Genomic DNA, 14,920 nt, shown 5'->3' with positions numbered 1-14,920 from the left:
GGTACCTGAAGTACCGAACCGACCAGCACTCGCAGTGGCTGCGTCACCAGGCCGCTGCAAGCAGATATGCGAGTGGGTGACTCGCTCGTATGAGCTTAACCGGTGGGTAACGAGCACGCCAGCCCTCGTCTTTGTGATGTAGGTCCCGTGAGGCGGGCCGCTTGCATACGCTCGCCTTCATGGACGAAGAGTTGCGATCACTCACGGAGCGCTTACGGCAGGAGTCAGGCGCGTCGGCCGGATACGACCGCCTCGTGGCGACCGAGGACCTCGACGAACTGGCGAGCGTGCTCACCGCGCCCGGGCAGCCGCTGTGGGCCAGGGAGCTGGCCGCGTTCCGGCTGGGCCTCGCCGGCGACCGGCGCGCCTTCGAGTCCCTCGTCCTGCTCCTGAACCACCGCGACCCTGAGCGCTGCGTCTCCGCCGCCCACGCCCTCGCCCGCCTCGGCGACCCCCGCACGGCCCGCGCGGCGGCCGCCCTCGCCACCAACGAACTCCGCGTCGCCTACGCCCTGCACCCGGTCCGGCTCCTGGTCGAACTCCGCGCCCCCGAGGCCGTCCCCGCCCTGATCACCACCCTGCAGCGCCGGCTGCGCCCGCACGACCCCTACCGCCGGGTGGCCCTCGCCTGCGTGGACGGCCTCGGCACCCTGGGCGACGCCCGCGCCAGACAGGTCCTCAACGAGGCCCTGGCCCACCCGGCCCTGGCAGAGGCGGCGGTACGGGCACTGGCACGCATCCCCCGTCAACGGTGAGCGGTCAGTTCCCGCGCGTACCGCACCTCGGGCACCGCCACCCCGTCCACCTCGAACGGCTCCTCGGCACCGTCCGCCCGGAAGCCCGCCCGCTCGTAGAAACGCCGGGCGCGGGCGTTGTCCCTGAGCACCCACAGCAGCATCCGGCGGTGCCCGGCGGCCGTACAGCGGCGCACCGACTCCTGGAGCAGCGCGCGGCCGATGCCGGCGCCGTACCGCCCGGGATCGACGTAGATCGCGTACAACTCGGCGTCCGCGGTGCGCACTTCGCCGTCACGGTACGGCCCGTGGCAGGCCCAGCCCATGACCTCGCCGTCCTGCTCGGCGACGAGGTCGAGCACGCTGCCGTCGGCCTGCGCGAAGTAGGACCGGCGGCGCTCGGCGTCCTGAGCCACGTCCAGGGTGTCCAAGTGCGACTGCGGTATCAGGCCCCGATAGGCGGTCCGCCAGCCACCGATCCGGATCTCGGCGACACGGTGGCAGTCGGGCAGGGCCATGGGGCGGATCCGTATGCGGTCGTCGTCCATGGAGGGACCCTAGGCGCCGCTCCTGGGGTATGGGCCATGTCTCCGTGTGGCGGGGGCGACACCGTCGGGGCGGTCAGCCGCTCAGGGGCGGAACCCGAGCAGCCCGTGCAGTTCCGCACCCCGCGACACCGTCGCCGCGGCCTTGGCGCTCAGTGGCTTCGGATCGGGCCGCGCCTCGCACACCGCGTCGACCGCGCCCGCGCCGCGCGGCACCGTGCCGTCGGCGAGATACGCCGCGAGGTGCCTGTCCAGGCAGGTGTTCCCGCCCAGCGTGACCGCGTGGTTGCCGCCGCCACGCTCGACCACGAGGCTGGAGCGGGCCAGTCGCCGGTGCACCGTGACGGCGCCCGGGTACGGGGTGGCGGCGTCGTCGGTGGCCTGGAACAGCAGGACCGGCGGCAGCTTGTCGTTGGCGATGTCCACCGAGCGCAGCGAGTCCGTCGGCCAGAACGCACACGGCGCGTTGTACCAGGCGTTGTTCCAGGTCATGAACGGCGCCTTCGCATGCACGGCCCAGTTGTCCTCCCGCCACCGCTCCCAGTCGCGTGACCAGGCGGCGTCCCGGCACTGCACCGCGGCGTAGACGCTGTAGCCGTTGGCGCCGGACGCGTCCGAGCCGCCGAAGTCCTCGTAGGCCTCGATCAGCGGGTCGGCGTCCTTGCTGTTCACGTACGCCGCGAACGCCTCGGCGAGGTGGGGCCAGTAGCCGTTGTAGTAGCCGCCGGGAATGAAGGTGTCCTCCAGTTCGGAGGCGCCCACCTTCCCGCCGGCCGGCCTCCTGGCCAGGGACGCCCGCATCGCGTACCACTTGGCCTCGACCTCCGCCGGGTCGGTGCCGAGCCGGTAGGTCACGTCGTACTTGGCGACCCAGGCCATGAAGGCGCGGTGCCGGTCGTTGAAGGCGAAGTCCTGCGCGAGGTTGTCCTGGTACCAGACGCCGGTCGGATCGACGACCGAGTCCAGGGCCGCGCGCCGCACCCGCTCCGGGAAGAGCTTGCCGTAGACCGCCCCGAGGTAGGTGCCGTACGAGTAGCCGAAGTAGTTGATCCGCCGCGCGCCGAGTGCCGCGCGGATCCGGTCCATGTCGCGCGCGGCGCTGATCGTGTCCATGTACGGCAGCACGTCCGCATGCTTCTCGGCGCAGGCCCGCGCGAAGGACTGGGCGCGCAGGAGGTTGGCGCGCTCGAGTCGGGGTGTGCGCGGTGCGGAGTCGGGGCGCACCGGGGCGAAGTGGGCCGGCTTGCACTCGAGGGCGGGCGTGCTCCTGCCGACGCCGCGCGGGTCGAAGCCGATGACGTCGTACTGGGCCGCCACGGCCCTGGGCAGCGCGGAGGCCACGAATCCGGCGAGTGTGAGACCGCTCGCGCCGGGTCCGCCGGGGTTGACCAGCAAGGGGCCCTGGTACCTCCTCGCGGTGTGCGGGACGCGGGACAGCGCGAGGGTGATCTGCCGACCGTGCGGAGCGCTGTGGTCGAGCGGCACCTTCAGGGACGCGCACTGCAACGTCGGATACTTCTCGGTGCCGCACTGCCTCCAGGCGAGGGGCGTGGCGCTCGCCCGGGCGGGGACGGCCGCCACGGTCCCGGCCACGAGGGCGGCAGTGCACAGCACGGCGGCGCGTCGTCTCATGGGGTTCTCGTCCCGGGAAGGCCGTACGAAAGAACCCGTTCTGTCAATACTTGACCCGATCGGGTCGCGGAGTGCGCCCCAATGCTCTCAAAGGAGCGAGAGTTGAGTCGGTTCGGTCGTCGCGGGCTCGGCCGGCTCGGGTTCGGGGATCCGACGGCGCATCCCCGCGCGCGTGGGGCCGATGCCGTACTCCTGCGCCAGATCATGGACCTGACGGGTGATCCGGCGCTGGTACCACTTCGGCGCGTAGGCGCCGTCCGCGTACAGCCGCTGGTAACGGCGCACCAGATGCGGGTGTTCGCGGCCGAGCCACGCCATGAACCACTCGCGGGCCCCGGGCCGCAGATGCAGCACCAGCGGGGTGACGGAGGTGGCCCCCGAGGCGGCGATCGCCCGCACCGTGGCCCGCAGTTGGGCCGGGTGGTCGCTCAGGAACGGAATCACCGGCGCCATCAGCACACCGCACCCGAGCCCGTGCTCGGTCAGGGTCCGTACGACGTCCAGGCGCCGCTCGGGGGTGGGCGTGCCCGGCTCCACGGTGCGCCACAGCTCCGGGTCGGTGAAGCCGACCGAGACGGACACGCCGACGTCCGTCACCTCGGCGGACTGCTTCAGCAGGTCGAGGTCGCGCAGGATCAGCGTGCCCTTGGTCAGGATCGAGTAGGGGTTGGCGTGGTCCCGCAGGGCGGCGAGGATGCCCGGCATCAGGCGGTAGCGGCCCTCCGCGCGCTGGTAGCAGTCGACGTTGGTGCCCATCGCTATGTGCTCGCCCTGCCAGCGCCGTGCGGACAGCTGGCGGCGCAGCAGCTCCGGCGCGTTCACCTTCACCACGATCTGGGAGTCGAAGCCGAGGCCGGTGTCGAGGTCCAGATAGCTGTGGGTCTTACGGGCGAAGCAGTAGACGCACGCGTGCGAACAGCCTCGGTAGGGGTTGACCGTCCATTCGAAGGGCATGCGCGAGGCGCCCGGCACCCGGTTGATGATCGAGCGGGCCCGGATCTCGTGGAACGTGATCCCGGCGAACTCGGGCGTGTCGAAGGTGCGGGTGACCACGGCGTCCGCGCCGAACAGCGCGGCGTCGGCACGGCTGTGGTCGGACTCCAGGGTGAGGTTCTCCCAGCGCATGAGGCCTCCTCGGTAGCACTGGCCCCAAGAATAGAACACATGTTCCCTTGATCGTGCGACCTAAGCCGAGCTTTCGTTTTCGATCACTGTGCGATCGCTTCGGTGAGCGGTTGGGGACCCCGATTTGGGCGGGGTGGGAGCGGGGTGGTTGGCTTGCCCCAGCCCCCGAGAATTCTGGTCCTGGAGGAAGTCAATGGCGCAGGTCGAGGCCACTACGGAGCGGGTCGTCGCGGCGGACGCGGAGAAGGTGTTCGACGCCCTCGCCGACTACAGCGGCACCCGGCGGAATCTGTTGACGGAGCACTTCAGCGAATACGAGGTGCGCGAGGGCGGCGACGGCGAGGGCACCCTCGTCCACTGGAAGCTCCAGGCCACCAGCAAGCGCGTCCGCGACTGCCTGCTGGAGGTCAGCGAGCCCACCGACGGCGAGCTGGTCGAGAAGGACCGCAACTCCTCCATGGTCACCACCTGGCGGGTCACCCCGGCCGGCGAGGGCACGTCCCGCGTCGTCGTCACCACCACCTGGCAGGGTGCCGGCGGCATCGGCGGCTTCTTCGAGAAGACCTTCGCGCCCAAGGGCCTCGGCCGGATCTACGACGCGCTGCTCGCCAGGCTGGCCGCCGAGGTCGAGAAGTAAGTCCCCGGTGTTCGGGGGTCGTTGACCCCCCTCACCGGATCGAGTGGATCTCTGCGGTTCGTCCCGGTCTGCCGTAACTCGTCGTGCTTGCTCGTAGTTGTCGCCTCGTGCGGGGAATGCGTGGCAGGTGCGACGAGGGGAGCGGTTCGTGAGCGTGACGACTCCGGTGCACGAGGAACGGGTCGAAGCGCCCCCGGAGGCCCCCGTCCAGGCCGTCGAACTCGGCCCGCGCCGAGTCCGGTTGGTCTTCTTCGGGCTGATGCTCGCGCTGCTGCTCGCCGCGCTGGAGCAGATGATCGTCGCCACCGCGCTGCCGAAGATCGTCGGCGAGCTGCACGGCCTGGACCGGATGTCCTGGGCGATCACCGCCTATCTGCTCACCGCCACCATCGGCCTGCCGATCTACGGCAAGCTCGGCGACCTCTTCGGCCGCAAGGGCGTCTTCCAGTTCGCGATCGTCGTCTTCGTCGTCGGCTCCGCACTCGCCGGACGCGCCGAGACCATGGACGAGCTGATCGCCTACCGCGCGGTCCAGGGCGTCGGCGCGGGCGGGCTCATGATCGGCGTCCAGGCGATCATCGCGGACATCGTGCCGCCCCGCGAGCGCGGCCGCTTCATGGGCCTGATCGGCGCCGCGTTCGGCCTCGCCTCGGTCGCCGGGCCCCTGCTGGGCGGCTACTTCACGGACCACCTCTCCTGGCGCTGGTGCTTCTACATCAACGTCCCCTTCGGCCTCGTCACCCTCGCCGTCGTCGCCGTCGTGCTGAAGCTGCCCAAGCCCGAGGCCAAGGCCCGGCTCGATGTCCTCGGCTCCCTGCTGCTGGCCGCCGCCTCCACCTGCCTGGTCCTGCTGACCAGTTGGGGCGGCACCGAGTACGCCTGGGGCTCCCGTGTCATCCTCGGCCTCGGCGCCGCAGCGGCCGTCGCCACCGTGCTCTTCCTCGTCGCCGAGCGCTTCGCCGCCGAACCCCTCATCCCGCTCCGGCTGTTCCGGGACTCCGTCTTCAACGTCACCGGACTCGTGGGCCTCGTGATCGGCGTCGCCCTGTTCGGCGCCGCGAGCTATCTGCCGACCTTCCTGCAGATGGTCGACGGGGCCACCGCCACCGAGTCGGGCCTGCTGATGCTGCCGATGATGGGCGGCATCGTCGGCGCCTCCATCGTCTGCGGCCAACTCATCAGCCACACCGGCCACTACCGGATCTACCCCGTGCTCGGCAGCGCCCTCTCGGCCGTCGGCATGTGGCTGCTGTCCCGCCTGGAGATCGACACGCCCCGGCTGCACTACAGCCTCTGGATGGCCGTCCTCGGCGCCGGCATCGGCATGGTGATGCCGGTCCTGATCCTCGCCGTGCAGAACTCCGTGCGCCCAGCCGACCTCGGCACCGCCACCAGCGCCAACAACTACTTCCGGCAGATCGGCGGCAGCGTCGGCGCGGCGATCTTCGGCACCCTCTTCGCCGACCGGCTCGGCGACGATCTCGCCCAACGCCTGCCCGCGCACGCCGGCGCCGATCTGCCCGACCCCGAGTCCATCACCCCGCAGCTCGTCCACACCCTGCCCCCGGAACTGCGCGACACCTACATCCGGGCCTACGCCGACGCCATGCCGAGGATCTTCCTCTACCTCGTGCCGGTGCTCGTGCTCGGCCTGCTCATCGCCTTCTTCCTCAAGGAGAAACCGCTGGTGTCCCACAACGCCCCGGCCCCGCAGACGGAACCGGCGCCGGTGAACAGCCCGATCCCCCAAGCCCGTTCGCCGCGCACGGCGGCCGCGGTCCCGGTCGGCGGCACCGTGCAGCACCCCGACGGCACCTTCGTCTCGCACGCTGCCCTCACGCTCATCGACATCGCCGGGCAGCAGGTCGGACGCGGCGCGAGCGGCGACGACGGACGGTACGCGCTGGCGACGCCCGGCCCGGGGGCGTACGTCATGATCGCCGCGGCGGGCGGCCACCAGCCGCAGGCCGTCACCGTGACCGTCGGCGAGCGCCCCGTCGAACTGGACATCGTCCTCGGCGGCGCCGGACGCCTCGGCGGAAGGGTGCTCACCCCGGACGGCACGCCCGTCGACGCCACCGTCACCCTCACCGACGTCCAGGGCGAGGTCGTCGCCACCACCCGCAGCGGACGCGAGGGCGGCTACGTCATCACCGAACTCGTCGCCGGCGAGTACACCCTCGCCGCGAGCGCCCCCGCCTTCCGCCCGGCCGCCGTCCCCGTCACCGTCAAGGCGGCCCGCGAGACCCGGCAGGACATCGAACTCGCCGGCGGCGCCCTGCTGCGCGGCACCGTGCGGGCCGGCGGCGGACGGGCCGTCGAGGACGCGCGCGTGACCCTGCTCGACGCGGCCGGCAACGTGATGGACACGCTCACCACGGGGCCCGACGGCACGTTCCGGTTCGTCGACGTGGCCTCCGGCGAGTACACCGTCATCGCCGCGGGTTACCCGCCGGTCGCCACCGTGCTCCAGGTCCCCGCGGGAGGCCGGACGGAACGCGATCTTCAGCTCGGACACGAGGACTGAGCCGGACCGTGCGCACCCGCGCTGTCCTGGACGAACGCGCCAGCGGCCGGCCTTGCGCCCCCCTTCCGCGCCGTCGTGATCCGAGCACACCAATTCCCGTATTGCCGCACATCACCACGGCCGCGAGCCGTACGGTGGTGAGGGCGCGCAGATCTTGCGGAGCCTTGGGGAGAGAGGGCCTGGGCCATGGACCGTGGCACCGAGAGGGACGGCGCGGCGACGGAGTCCGCCGCGTCCGGACGTATCCCACTGGCCGTGGTCGTGGTGGACCGCCAAGGCCTCGTCTCCCACTGGAGTTCCGGAGCACGCCGACTGTTCGGCGCGTCCAAGGAGGAGGCGCTCGGCCGTCCCGCCGTGGATCTGCTGCCCGTGTCCGGAGCGCTGCCCGAGGACGACGACATCTCACCGTACGGGGCCTACTCGGCGTACGACGGACTCGGCCACGACCTCGAGACGTCCCTGGACGGACGGCTGTACTACCCGGCCGCGGGACGCGCCCGCCTGACCGTGCCCGAACGGGACCACCGGGTCGACGTCCTGTGGTGGGCCTACCCGCTGGTGGGACCCGGTCCGGAGCGGCTGCTCGTGCTCGGCGCCGATGTGGGCCGGCTCCGGCAGGACGACCGTGACGGGGACCCCGGCTTCGAGCGCGTCGCGCCCGCGTTCGCCCTGCACACCGACTTCCCCGGCGCCACGGAACTCGCCGGCAGGCTCCCCGAGATCCTGCCCAGCATGAGTGTCGAGGAGAGCGCCCGTATCGTCGGGCAGATCCTCGAACTGGGCTATCCCGTCCTGGAGTTCAGCCAGAACGACCGTGTGCCCGTCGCCCCCGACTGGGGCGTGCCCCGGCGCGTCGAGCGCCGGGCCCGACGCGAGCGCGCCGCCCGCGCCGCGGCCGAAGGCCTGCCGTTACCGCAGGAGTACACCGACGAGGCCGAGGACCTCGAATACGTCGCCGTACGCGAACGCCTGGAGTTCCTGAACGAGGTCAGCGGACGCATCGGCACCTCCCTCGACCTGGCGCGGACCATCGTCGAGGTCAGCAAGGCCGTCGTGCCCCGCTTCACCGACGTCGCCGGCACCTATCTGCGCGAACAGGTCGTCGCCGGCGAGGGGTTCCCCGACGGCGTGCCGGACACCACCACCATGTGGCACCGGGTCGCCGTCGAGCACACCGACGAACCCGGCCGCTGGGACGACGTCGTGCCCGTCGGCGAGGCCATGCCCTTTCCGGCGCACACGCCGTTCTTCCAGTGCATGACCAGCGGTGAGCCGGTGCTCGTGCCGCGCATCAGCGAGCAGATGGGGCACGCCATCGCCTCGCAGTTCGAAAAGCGCGACATCCGGCCGCTGATCACCAACCGCTCGATGCTGGTCGTGCCGCTGAAGGCCCGCAATGTCGTCCTCGGCTTCATGATCCTGCTGCGCCACTCGGAGCGCGTCGAGTTCAACGACATGGACCGGGTCACCGGCGCCGAACTCGCCGCCCGCGCGGGCCTCGTGCTCGACAACGCGCGCATGTACACCTACCAGGAGAGCGTCGCCGAGACCCTCCAGGACAGCATGCTGCCGCACATCCCGCCGCGCATGGCGGGCTGCGACATCGCCACCCGCTATCTGCCCGGCACCCTCCTCGGCCGGGTCGGCGGCGACTGGTTCGACTCCGTCAAGCTGCCCGGCGCCCGCACCGCCCTCGTCGTCGGCGACGTCATGGGCCACGGCCTCAACTCGGCCGCCATGATGGGCCAGTTGCGTACGGCTGTACAGACCATGGCCGCCCTCGACCTGCCGCCCGCCCAGCTGCTGCGCAACCTCGACGACCTCGCCCAGCGCCTCGGCGACACCTACCTCGCGACCTGCCTCTACGCCGTCTACGACCCCATCGCGAGCGAACTGCGCATCGCCAACGCCGGTCACATCCCGCCCGTCCTGGTCCGCGCCGACGGCGGGCGCAGCGAACTGCTCGAACTGCCCACGGGTGCGCCGATCGGCGTCGGCGGGGTGCCCTTCGAGGCGGTACGCGTGCGCGTGGACGCCGGCGACCGGCTCGTGATGTGCACCGACGGCCTGGTCGAGGTGCGCGGAGAAGACATCGGTGTCGGACTCGCGACCCTCTGCGAGTCCGCCGCCCACCCGGCCGCGTCCATGGACGACGCCTGCGACACGATCATCCGCGCCCTCAACACACGCGGCGGCCGCAAGGACGACGTGGCCCTGCTGATGGCCCGCCTCAACGGCATCGAACCGGAGGACGTCGCCGAGTGGCGGATCGCCCGCGACCCGAAGGAGGTCGGCCGGGCCCGCGCCGTCGTCCGCGAGCAACTGCACGACTGGGGCCTGGCGAAGCTGGCCGACACCGCCGAGCTGATGGTCGGCGAACTCGTCACCAATGCCGTACGGCACTCCCACAGCCGCCCGGTCGAGCTGCGCCTCGTCCGCGGCGACACGCTGCTGTGCGAGGTGGACGACGACGATCACGACCTGCCGACCCTGCTCAACGCCGGTCCCGGTGACGAGGCCGGGCGCGGGCTGTGGGTGGTGAGCACGCTCGCGCGCGAGTGGGGCACGAGCCGTACGGGCGCCGGAAAGACCGTCTGGTTCGAACTCACGCTCCCGCGCCGCTGACCTGTCACGCCACAAACGGGCGTACGACGGCGTAAGAGTCTCGAATGCGGAGTGAAGGAGTGCGCCGCGCGCTTGTGGCCGAAACCGTGTCGCGATAGACCGTACTCGCCCGTCACTTCACGGCGGGTCGCCGTCGCAACCTGGGGAGTCGGTCATGAGCGTGACGAATCGGTACCGGGAGGCCTGGGAGGGCTTCTGGCGCGAAGCCCCCGACGAACAGGGGGCGGTGTTCTGGGACGCGGAGCCCGCGCTGACCGCCGCCCGCCATCTGGCCCTGTTCGAGGCGCACTTGGCCGATCCGGGCCTGCCGATGCTGGACCTGGGCTGCGGCAACGGCACCCAGACCCGTTTCCTCGCCGACCGCTTCAGGCGGGTCGTGGGCGCCGACCTGTCGGGTGCGGCACTCGATCACGCCCGCCGCGCCGACCCGGCCGGGCAGGCGGCCTACCGGCTGTTCGACGCCGTGGAGAAGTCCGAGGCGGAGACGCTGCACGCCGAACTCGGGGACGTCAACATCTATATGCGGGGCGTGCTGCACCAAGCCGAGCCGGACGACCGGCAGTCGATGGTGAACGGGATCGCCACGCTGGTCGGCGAGCGCGGCCGGGCCTTCCTCGTCGAGCTCTCCGAGGCCGCCAAGCCCGTCCTGCTGGGCCTGGCACAGAGCCCGTCGGGGCCGCCACCCAAGCTCGCGCCGGTCTTCCGGCACGGCATCGCCCCGGGCGAGGTCGCCGACGCCTCGGTGCCCGAGTATCTGCGCTCGGCCGGCCTCACCGTCCTCGCCGACGGTGAACTGCCGCTGGTCACCACGGAGTACGGGCCGGACGGGGCGCGGATCGAGCTGCCGTCGCGGTGGGTGGTGGCGGGCCGCAGGGCGTGACGACGACGGCCCTCCGGAGCTTCCGGAGGGCCGACTCGCCGTACCCGTCGCTCAGTTGACGCTACGGCCCTTGCGGTACGCCGCCCAGCCCGCCGCCAGCAGCAGGGCCGCGAGCGCGGCGACCGAGAGCGCCGTGACGCCGGTCGAGGCCAGGCTGCCGCCGCCCGCGGCCGAGGTGCCGGTACCGCCGGATCCGCCCGTGGTGGAGGCCGTACCGGTGCCGCCCGTACCACTGGTGCCGCCGCCCGTCGTGCCCGTACCGCCGCCGCTGTCGTCGTCCGTGTCCACCGGGTCCTGGCCGACGAAGGCGACCGGGACCTTGACGTCCTGGGAGCGGTCGCCGGACAGGGTGTGGTCGCCCCGGGTGGCCAGGACGCAGGTGGCCTTGAAGCAGTCGGTGTACTCGTCCTTGGCGTCCACGGTCAGCTCGACCTCGAAGGTGCCGCCCGCGCCGTACGGGATCGCCAACTCCTCCCCGTAGTCCGGCGGATCGGAGGAGATCCACGCGGAGGAGTGCGAGCCGCCCGACATGTCGACGCCGCCGACGCACGGCGTGGGCAGTTCGCCGTCGCCGTTGTCGACGCAGAGAGCGACGTAGATGCCCTTCCTTGTGTCGTAGCCGGTGCCGGTGACCTTCAGGGTCTGGTTCTCGGTGGCGAGGTCGTTGACCGGGGAGACGGTGAGCTTCTGGCCGTTCGGGCCGGTGACGGTCTTGGAGCCGGAGGGCTCGGCGCCGGGTGTCCCGCCGCCGTTTCCGTCGTCGTCGTCGTCGCCGCCGCCGCCGTCGTCGGGCTCGGTGACGGTCAGCGTGACCGGTGAAGTGCGCGTCGTGCCGACGGAGTTGGTGAACTCGGCGCGGTAGCGGTAGCCGTGCTGCGTCGCCTTCGCGGTGAAGGAGTACGCGTTCCGCGTCGCGCCCTCGACCGTGGACCAGGTCTGGCCGTCGTCGGGGCTGACCTGCCAGCGCACGGTCGGCTCCGGGGTGCCCTCGGCGGACGCGACGAGCGTGACCTCGTCACCGGGTGCGACGGACTGGTCGGTGGGGGACTGGACGACCTTCGGGGAGACGCGGCGGTCGAGCTTGACGACCTCGCTCTCGGCCTGGTTGGTGACGTAGACGGAGGTGGCGCCGGGGGCCACGGCGACGCCCGCGTGGGCGCCGGCGCGGCTGCCGGGCAGGGCGACGGGTTCGGCCGCCCGCTCGGCCGTGGCGCTGTCGTAGACCTCCAGGGCGCCCACGTTGTCCGCGCCGTCCTCGGCGGTGCCCCAGTCCTCGCGCAGCACGAAGGCCTCGCCGGTGGCCCGGTCGAAGGCCATGGCGGTGGCGCGGTCCTCGCCGGTCAGCTTGGCCAGCGGCTTGCCGTCCCGGTCGAAGACGAGCACGTCGTAGGCGCTGCCCACCCAGACGTTGCCCGTCGCCGGGTCCGTCTCGACGAAGTAGACCGAGGCCGCCGGGAGTTCGGCGGTGGCGGTGACGGCGAGGGTGCCGGTGTCGACGCGGTACAGGGTTCCGCCCGCGGCGTCCGCCGACCAGGCGACGCCGTGCGCGGTGTCCACGCCGAGGACGCCGCCGCCGGGCAGGGTGGCGGTCCTGCGGACCGTGCCGGTGGCCGTCTCGACCTCGGACAGGACGGCGCCCTGGGCGACCAGCGTGGTGGACGCGTCCGTGCCGGGACCGACGCCGGAGACCGTGCCACCGGACAGCCACACGCCCCGCGCGGCCGTGTCCCCGGCCTTCGCGGTGCCCAGCCCGCGCAGCGGGTAGTGGAAGGCGACGCCGTCGCCGGCCAGCGGGGCGGCGATCCGGCGGACCACGCGGGCCGCGAGGGTGCCGCCCGCGCCGGGGGCCTGCTGGACGTGGCCGAGCAGCTCGCCGTCCTTCGGGTCGATGGCGTACAGGCCCTGTTCGGCGACGTCCGCGGTGTCCGGGACGTTGTCCGAACCGACGTACAGCTTCCCGGAGTCGGGGTGCAGCAGCAGGTCGAGCGGGCGGCCCGCGCTGGTGAACTCGGCGGCCGGTACGTAGCCGACGGTGCCCGGCGGCACGTCCACACCGTCGCCGTCGCCGCCGTCCCCGGGGCCCTGGCCCTCGAAGGCGACGGGGATGCGGACGTCCTGGGAGCGGTCGCCGGGGTTGCGGTGGTCGACGCGGGTGACGACCGAGCAGGTGACCTTGGTGCAGTCGAGGCTCGCGTCCTTGGCCCGGACGGCGATCTCGACGTCGAAGGCGCCGCCCGCACCCCAGGTGACGGCGAGGTCGCCCGCGTACGGGTCGCCCTCGGGCACGATCCACTGCGAGGAGCTGCCGGTACCGCTCTGGTCGGCGCCGCCGAGGCACGGCGTGGGCACGCGGTTGTCGCCGTTGTCCTTGCACAGGGCGACATAGACGGCCTTCGTCGCGTCGTAGCCGGAGCCGGTGACGCGGAGCGTCTCGCCCTCGGGGTCGAGGCGGGCGGAGGCGGAGACGGTGAGTCTCTGGCCGTCCTTGCCGAGGGCGGTCTTCGGGGTGTCGGCGGCCCGCGCGGTCGATCCGACGACGACGGAGGCGGCCACGAGCGCGGCGGCGCCCAGGAGCGCCGCCGGTCGTCTGTGCTGCATCGGGGTTTCCTCCGGTCACTGGAAGGTGATCGGCACGTGGACGTCGTACTTGCGGTCCTCGCTGTCGAAGTGGTCCGCGCGCGTCACCACCGCGCACTCGACGTCCTGGCCGCAGACGCTGCCGTCGTCGAGGGTGGCCTTGACGAAGATCTGCACGCTGAAGTTGCCGCCCGAGCCGAACCTGGAGCTGTTGGCGAACATGCCGCCGAAGGTGTTGTTGACCCAGTGCGAGGCGCCGGTCGAGCCGCTCTCGTCCTGGCCGCCCAGACACGGGGTCGGCTTGTTCGCGCCCGGCGCCCCGTCGACCACGCACAGGCTGACGTAGACGCCCTGGCCCGTGTTGTAGCCGGAGCCGGAGACGGTGATGACCTGGCCCGCGGCGGTGGCCGTGTCGGGGGAGGTGAGCGAGAGGCCGTACGTCGTGCCGCCGTCGGTGACCGTGCGGGTGGAGGTGGCCGCCGAGGCCGAGGTGGCCAGGCCCAGGGTCAGGGCGGAGGCGGCGACGACGGTCAGGGCCGCGCGGGCGGCGGGGATGGCTCTCATGAGGGGACCTTTCCGGGAGTGGTTCGAGTTGGTTCCGGGCCTGAGGTTTCAGGTCTCGGGTGAGGTCAGGTGCGTTGTCGGGAAGCGGAAGCGGCGCGGACGTCGAACTCCGCGACGGCATCGCGTCCGCCGCTCACCGAGTACAGCTCGACCGTGTGCGCGCCCTCGGCGGCGCTGTCGTACACGGGGAAGGTCCGGGCCACCCGCCCCGCCGCGTCGGCCGTCGTCTGGTACCGGGTGTCGTGGTCGATCGCGACGAGGACGACCTCGCCGGGCTCGAAGCCCGTGCCGGTGACGGTCTGTTCGCCGCCCGCGGCCAGCTCGTCGACCGCCACGGCCGCGGCCGGTTTCTTCGCGGGCTCCGGGGCCTCGGTGTCCGGCGGTGGCGTCTCGGCGGAGGGCTCGGCGGGTGGTGGCTCGGCGGAGTCGGTGGGCCGGGGCGAGGCCGAGTTCCGGGTCGCGACCGCCACATCGAGCAGTCCCAGGTCGTCGCCCTGCTCGAACGGCTCCCCGCTCCACTGCGACAGCAGCCTCGCGCCGTCGTCCGTGAGTGCCGCCCGCAGGCCGGTCCATGTCACCCCGCCCGCCCGTACGACGGGGCCGTCGTCGCTCGCCGTCACGTCCGCCAGGGTCAGCTCCCGCGCCCGGCTGCCGACGGCCGTACGGGCGTGGAGCGTGCCGCCGTCGTCGCCGTTCAGCCGTAGGCGCAGGCCGGCGAGTGTCAACGGCTGATCCGACGCGTCGGCCGGCACGATCCGGGCGGCGCCCCCCAACTCGACGTCCACGGACCCGGTTTCGAGGTCGATGCTGCCGCTCATGGCCGGGAACGAGGGGCGGTCCGCGGTTCCCCGTACGGCGGGTTCGGTGACGTCGACCGACATGCCGAGGTCGGCCGGTTCGGCGTCCGTCGTGCTCCAGCTCGCGGATCCGCCGGACACCGCGTGCTCGAACGCCTGCGTGTCCTGCGCGACCGCCGACCCCGCGGCCGGGCACAGCAGTGCGAGCAGGGCGCCGCCTGTCACGGCGGCGGCGCCGGGTCTCTTCGTCATCTTCGGGTCTCCCTCCGGAGCGTGC

General features: G+C 72.3%; 11 protein-coding genes. 5 read left to right on the top strand and 6 right to left on the bottom strand.

What is annotated here, in order from left to right:
* The first annotated feature begins 179 nt into the window (after positions 1 to 179).
* Positions 180 to 755, top strand: a complete 576-nt coding sequence (locus IM697_RS30260; RefSeq protein WP_194039270.1) for an adenylosuccinate lyase — start codon at positions 180 to 182, stop codon at positions 753 to 755.
* On the opposite strand, the gene IM697_RS30255 is transcribed toward IM697_RS30260, so the two are convergent.
* The 3 genes from IM697_RS30255 to IM697_RS30245 all read right to left on the bottom strand — a co-directional run bounded on the left by IM697_RS30255 (position 746) and on the right by IM697_RS30245 (position 4,036).
* Positions 746 to 1,282: a GNAT family N-acetyltransferase gene (locus IM697_RS30255; protein ID WP_194039269.1), complete on the bottom strand. Its 537-nt coding sequence runs from the start codon at positions 1,280 to 1,282 to the stop codon at positions 746 to 748. The two genes, IM697_RS30260 and IM697_RS30255, sit on opposite strands and share 10 nt — an antisense overlap.
* Positions 1,283 to 1,363: 81 nt before the next feature.
* Positions 1,364 to 2,911, bottom strand: a complete 1,548-nt coding sequence (locus IM697_RS30250; protein WP_194039268.1) for an alpha/beta hydrolase — start codon at positions 2,909 to 2,911, stop codon at positions 1,364 to 1,366.
* Between the two features lie 87 nt (positions 2,912 to 2,998).
* Positions 2,999 to 4,036 (bottom strand): Rv2578c family radical SAM protein, encoded by a 1,038-nt coding sequence (locus tag IM697_RS30245; RefSeq protein ID WP_194039267.1) that lies wholly within the window; start codon positions 4,034 to 4,036, stop codon positions 2,999 to 3,001.
* 193 nt (positions 4,037 to 4,229) lie between these two features.
* Here IM697_RS30245 and IM697_RS30240 point away from each other — a divergent pair, with 193 nt between their 5' ends.
* From IM697_RS30240 to IM697_RS30225, 4 genes are all read left to right on the top strand, one after another.
* Positions 4,230 to 4,673 carry an SRPBCC family protein gene (locus IM697_RS30240; RefSeq protein ID WP_194039266.1) on the top strand — a complete coding sequence of 148 codons (444 nt, stop codon included), beginning with the start codon at positions 4,230 to 4,232 and terminating at the stop codon, positions 4,671 to 4,673.
* Positions 4,674 to 4,821: 148 nt separating this feature from the next.
* Entirely contained in the window at positions 4,822 to 7,200 is a 2,379-nt protein-coding gene (locus IM697_RS30235) for an MFS transporter (RefSeq protein WP_194039265.1), read from the top strand.
* 186 nt (positions 7,201 to 7,386) lie between these two features.
* The gene (locus tag IM697_RS30230; protein ID WP_194039264.1) at positions 7,387 to 9,825 is read left to right on the top strand and encodes an ATP-binding SpoIIE family protein phosphatase; all 2,439 of its coding nucleotides are present in this window, start codon (positions 7,387 to 7,389) and stop codon (positions 9,823 to 9,825) included.
* 154 nt (positions 9,826 to 9,979) lie between these two features.
* Complete coding sequence (locus tag IM697_RS30225; RefSeq protein WP_194039263.1) at positions 9,980 to 10,705, top strand: class I SAM-dependent methyltransferase; 726 nt, start codon at positions 9,980 to 9,982, stop codon at positions 10,703 to 10,705.
* Between the two features lie 51 nt (positions 10,706 to 10,756).
* On the opposite strand, the gene IM697_RS30220 is transcribed toward IM697_RS30225, so the two are convergent.
* From IM697_RS30220 to IM697_RS30210, 3 genes are all read right to left on the bottom strand, one after another.
* Positions 10,757 to 13,303, bottom strand: coding sequence for an immunoglobulin I-set domain protein (locus IM697_RS30220; protein WP_194039262.1), 2,547 nt, complete (start codon positions 13,301 to 13,303; stop codon positions 10,757 to 10,759).
* A gap of 15 nt (positions 13,304 to 13,318) precedes the next feature.
* Complete coding sequence (locus IM697_RS30215) at positions 13,319 to 13,846, bottom strand: hypothetical protein (protein ID WP_194039261.1); 528 nt, start codon at positions 13,844 to 13,846, stop codon at positions 13,319 to 13,321.
* A gap of 65 nt (positions 13,847 to 13,911) precedes the next feature.
* On the bottom strand, positions 13,912 to 14,895 hold the full coding sequence (locus IM697_RS30210; RefSeq protein WP_194039260.1) for an HtaA domain-containing protein: 984 nt from the start codon (positions 14,893 to 14,895) through the stop codon (positions 13,912 to 13,914).
* Positions 14,896 to 14,920 lie beyond the last annotated feature (25 nt).

The organism is Streptomyces ferrugineus, assembly GCF_015160855.1.
Classification (GTDB): Bacteria; Actinomycetota; Actinomycetes; order Streptomycetales; family Streptomycetaceae; genus Streptomyces; species Streptomyces ferrugineus.
The sequence above is the reverse complement of the archived record's forward strand: the minus strand, read 5'-3'. Positions and strand labels throughout refer to the sequence as shown.

What these genes read in the sequence shown, in the direction of transcription:
- IM697_RS30260 (WP_194039270.1), top strand. Translation starts at nt 180, where the DNA reads ATGGACGAAGAGTTGCGATCACTCACGGAGCGCTTACGGCAGGAGTCA.
- IM697_RS30255 (WP_194039269.1), bottom strand. Translation starts at nt 1,282, where the DNA reads ATGGACGACGACCGCATACGGATCCGCCCCATGGCCCTGCCCGACTGC.
- IM697_RS30250 (WP_194039268.1), bottom strand. Translation starts at nt 2,911, where the DNA reads ATGAGACGACGCGCCGCCGTGCTGTGCACTGCCGCCCTCGTGGCCGGG.
- IM697_RS30245 (WP_194039267.1), bottom strand. Translation starts at nt 4,036, where the DNA reads ATGCGCTGGGAGAACCTCACCCTGGAGTCCGACCACAGCCGTGCCGAC.
- IM697_RS30240 (WP_194039266.1), top strand. Translation starts at nt 4,230, where the DNA reads ATGGCGCAGGTCGAGGCCACTACGGAGCGGGTCGTCGCGGCGGACGCG.
- IM697_RS30230 (WP_194039264.1), top strand. Translation starts at nt 7,387, where the DNA reads ATGGACCGTGGCACCGAGAGGGACGGCGCGGCGACGGAGTCCGCCGCG.
- IM697_RS30225 (WP_194039263.1), top strand. Translation starts at nt 9,980, where the DNA reads ATGAGCGTGACGAATCGGTACCGGGAGGCCTGGGAGGGCTTCTGGCGC.
- IM697_RS30220 (WP_194039262.1), bottom strand. Translation starts at nt 13,303, where the DNA reads ATGCAGCACAGACGACCGGCGGCGCTCCTGGGCGCCGCCGCGCTCGTG.
- IM697_RS30215 (WP_194039261.1), bottom strand. Translation starts at nt 13,846, where the DNA reads ATGAGAGCCATCCCCGCCGCCCGCGCGGCCCTGACCGTCGTCGCCGCC.
- IM697_RS30210 (WP_194039260.1), bottom strand. Translation starts at nt 14,895, where the DNA reads ATGACGAAGAGACCCGGCGCCGCCGCCGTGACAGGCGGCGCCCTGCTC.